We start from the raw sequence: 3,671 nt of genomic DNA, 5'->3' as shown, positions 1-3,671 counted from the left end.
GTTAAGGGGGAAGGGAGCGACTTCGTAATTCAAGCCCCTTCCCCCTTAACAAGAAAGGTTAATTTACGCAAGGAAGCCAAACTCGCAACGCTAAATTTAACCAACCCAAATTTAGCAGTTTCAAGATGCGGGTCTCGGTGCATAAAATGCAAAACCGTCAAATTTGAAGTCAAATTTGCCAGAATCAAATTTAGTCTAATTTTAAGCCAAAAGGAGCAAAAATGCTTGGCAAAACGTTAAAAACAGCAGGAATAGTCGGCGCTTTGGCGCTATTTTTAGGTATATTTTTAAATTTACAAGGAGAACAGATGAATCATAATACAAAAGAGTCTGCGACCGCGAACAAAACGATTGTGCTAGCGGGCGGGTGCTTTTGGGGCACGGAGGCCTATCTCAAGCAGCTTCCCGGCGTGGTTAGCACCTACACGGGCTACGCGAACTCAAAGGTGCCGCATCCTAGCTACGAGCAGGTCTGCACGGGCGACACGAACGCCGCCGAGGCCGTCTGGGTCGAATACGACGAGTACGTGATCGACCTGCCGCATTTGCTCAAATTTTATTTTAACACCATCGATCCCACCAGCCTAAACAAGCAAGGCGGCGACCGCGGCACGCAGTACCGTACGGGCATCTACTACACCGATGCGGCGGACGAGCCGGCGATCAGAGCCTTTATCGCCGAACAACAAAAAAACTACAAAGCACCCATCGTAACGGAGGTCGCGCCGCTAGAAAATATCTACAAAGCCGAGGAGTATCACCAGGACTATCTGGACAAAAATCCGCACGGCTACTGCCACGTGACCTTTGAGAGCCTGCCTAAAAAAGGCGAAATTTTGAGCGACAAGAAGCGCGATATGAAGCAAAATCTGCAAAACTACAAAAACAAAGACGACGCTGCGCTAAAAAATGAGCTCAGCGCCATCTCATACGACGTCGTAAAGCACGCCGCGACCGAGCGTCCGCACAGCAGTGAGCTAAACGACGAGGAGCGTATCGGCATCTACGTCGATATCACTAACGGTCAGCCGCTTTTTAGCTCGTACGATAAATTTGACGCTGGCTGCGGTTGGCCGAGCTTTACTAAGCCGATAGATGCTAGCCTGATCGCCGAAAAGTCCGATCTATCGCACGGCATGGTGCGCACCGAGGTAAAAACCGCGATGTCGGATTCGCATTTGGGGCACGTATTTGACGACGGTCCGCGCGATAAAGGAGGGCTAAGATACTGCATCAACGGCGCTGCACTGAGATTTGTGCCAAAGGAGGAGATGGGGGAGCAGGGGTATGGGTATTTGATACCGTATCTCGACGCGCAGTATTCTGCCAAGTAAGGCTTGTCTTTTGAGCGCTTTTTGTGGACTTTGTTAAAATTTGACTCGATAGGCTACATGCCTTATCTTCGTCAAATTTTAACTTCAAAACCCCAAAAATCATCTCAAAATACTTCGCCTTATCGTTTTACGTTCAAATTTGAAGTCAAATTTGTAAATTTCGGCTTCAAATTTTACCCGCTGAGACCCGCACCTTCGAAACGGTGGCGCGGTACGTCGAATTTAGAGCACTCGTCAAAATTATCCCATGTGTTATTAAGTATATGCGTGCGAAAAATGCTATACTAACGACTCTTAATATAACTACGTATTACTTAAGACAAAGAACTAAGGGGTGAAACATGATAACAAAAGAAAATTTAAGAGAAGTTCTCCAAAAACTAAATTTTACGTTAGACGAAAATGGTGAAATTTTTACTAAAAATTATCAAAACGACAATATCCTAGTGAATTTTAAATCTCAAAAAATTATCTATCCAAAAGAGCTTATTTGCGGCGATAAAACTAGCTCAAATTTCGATCATCCCGAAAATTTCGTCGTTTTAGAGTGTATAGATCGCCTTTTAACTAGCGGTTATGCGCCTTCAAATTTAGAGATAGAGCGCAAATGGAAACTCGGCAGAGATCAGAAAAGCGGTAAAGCCGACATTATCGTAAAAGACAATCAAGGCTCAACATATATGATAATAGAATGCAAAACTTTTGGTATGGAGTATAAAAAAGAGCTATCCAAAATGAGAGAAAACGGCGGTCAGCTTTTTAGCTATTATCAGCAAGAAACATCTGCAAAGTTTTTGCTTCTTTATACGGCTGATTTTGATAGCAATACGCCTAAAAACGAGTACTTTGCGATAGATTTAAGCGACGATGAAAAGATAAGTAAAAACGCCGATAAAACCTATGAAAATGCTACGAATAATATAGAAAAATTTCAAGTTTGGCGAGATACTTATGAGTATGATGGCTTTAGCGTAGGCGTATTTGATAGCAAGCCGTTTAATATAAAACAAAATCAAAAAACATTACGTAGCTTACAGGAGATTACATTAAGCGACGTGGGCGGTAAATATAATGAATTTGCAACAATTATGCGAAAGCATAACATTAGTGGACGTGAAAATGCTTTTGACAAACTCTTAAATTTATTTCTTTGTAAGATTATTGATGAGTTAGAAAATCCAAACGAGCTTAAATTTAACTATCGCGGCAAAAGATATGACGATATTTATGCTTTTAGCGATAGGCTCCAGCAACTTTATCAAAAAGGTATGATGAAATTTTTGCAAAAAGAGATCGCATACGTCTCTGACAAGCAAATTCAAGATGCTTTTAAATTTCTTAAAAAAGATCCCGACGAGACTAAAAAGACGATAGAAAAATATTTTAGAGAGCTTAAATTTTATACGAATAACGACTTTGCTTTTGTAGAAGTTTATAACGAAGAGCTTTTTAAGAAAAACGTCAAAATTTTAACCGAAGTAGTCGAAATGTTTGAAAATATTCGTCTAACAAATAGCGAGCATAATCAATTTTTAGGCGATTTATTTGAGGGCTTTTTGGATCAAGGCATCAAGCAAAGCGAAGGTCAGTTTTTTACTCCGCTTCCTATCGTTAAATTTATTATTCAAAGCCTGCCGATAGAGCAAATTTTAAAAGACAATGAAGACGTTAGAGTGATTGATTATGCTTGCGGTGCAGGACATTTTATAAACGAATACGCAAGCTTTATTAAGGCTAATTATATAAAAGACGCGGACGAGTTAAAGCGCCATCACAAAAATATTTACGGAGTAGAAAAAGAAAGCCGTTTGGGTAAAGTAAGTAAGGTTGCAAGTTTTATGTATGGGCAAGACTTAAACATTATAGATCAAGACGCGCTAGCCTACCATAAAGATATCGATAAAGGAGGTTTTAACATTTTGATTGCAAATCCACCCTACTCGGTAAAAGGCTTTTTAACGACGTTAAAAGATGATGATAATTATGAGAAGTACGAACTTAGCGCATTAATTGATACTCTAGAAACCAATAATGCAATCGAGTGTTTTTTTGTGGAGAGGGCTGCCCAAATTTTAGATAAAGACGGCGTTTGCGGTATCGTTTTGCCAAGCTCGCTTATAAATAAAACTGGTAAAATTTACGAGAAAACGCGCGAAATTTTATTAGGAAATTTCGAGATTATCGCCATTAGTGAATTCGGAAATAAAACATTCGGCAAAACTGGCACAAATACGGTTATTTTATTTTTACGCCGTCTAGCAAACAAGCCGAACGCCTTAGTCCACGCCAAAAACCGTGCCGTTAGCATTATAAATAACGGAGACTTTTTGCTGCAAT

2 protein-coding genes are annotated in these 3,671 nt (G+C 40.4%); both read left to right on the top strand.

What is annotated here, in order from left to right:
* Positions 1–221: 221 nt before the first annotated feature.
* Positions 222–1,334 (top strand): peptide-methionine (S)-S-oxide reductase MsrA, encoded by a 1,113-nt coding sequence (msrA, locus tag Q0200_RS06105; RefSeq protein ID WP_297939053.1) that lies wholly within the window; start codon positions 222–224, stop codon positions 1,332–1,334.
* A 341-nt stretch (positions 1,335–1,675) separates the two neighbouring features.
* A partial coding sequence (locus tag Q0200_RS06100) for an N-6 DNA methylase (RefSeq protein WP_297939051.1) occupies positions 1,676–3,671 on the top strand: 1,996 nt, incomplete at its 3' end.

It is taken from the genome of uncultured Campylobacter sp. (genome assembly GCF_938045225.1).
GTDB lineage: Bacteria > Campylobacterota > Campylobacteria > Campylobacterales > Campylobacteraceae > Campylobacter_A.
The sequence above is the reverse complement of the archived record's forward strand: the minus strand, read 5'-3'. Positions and strand labels throughout refer to the sequence as shown.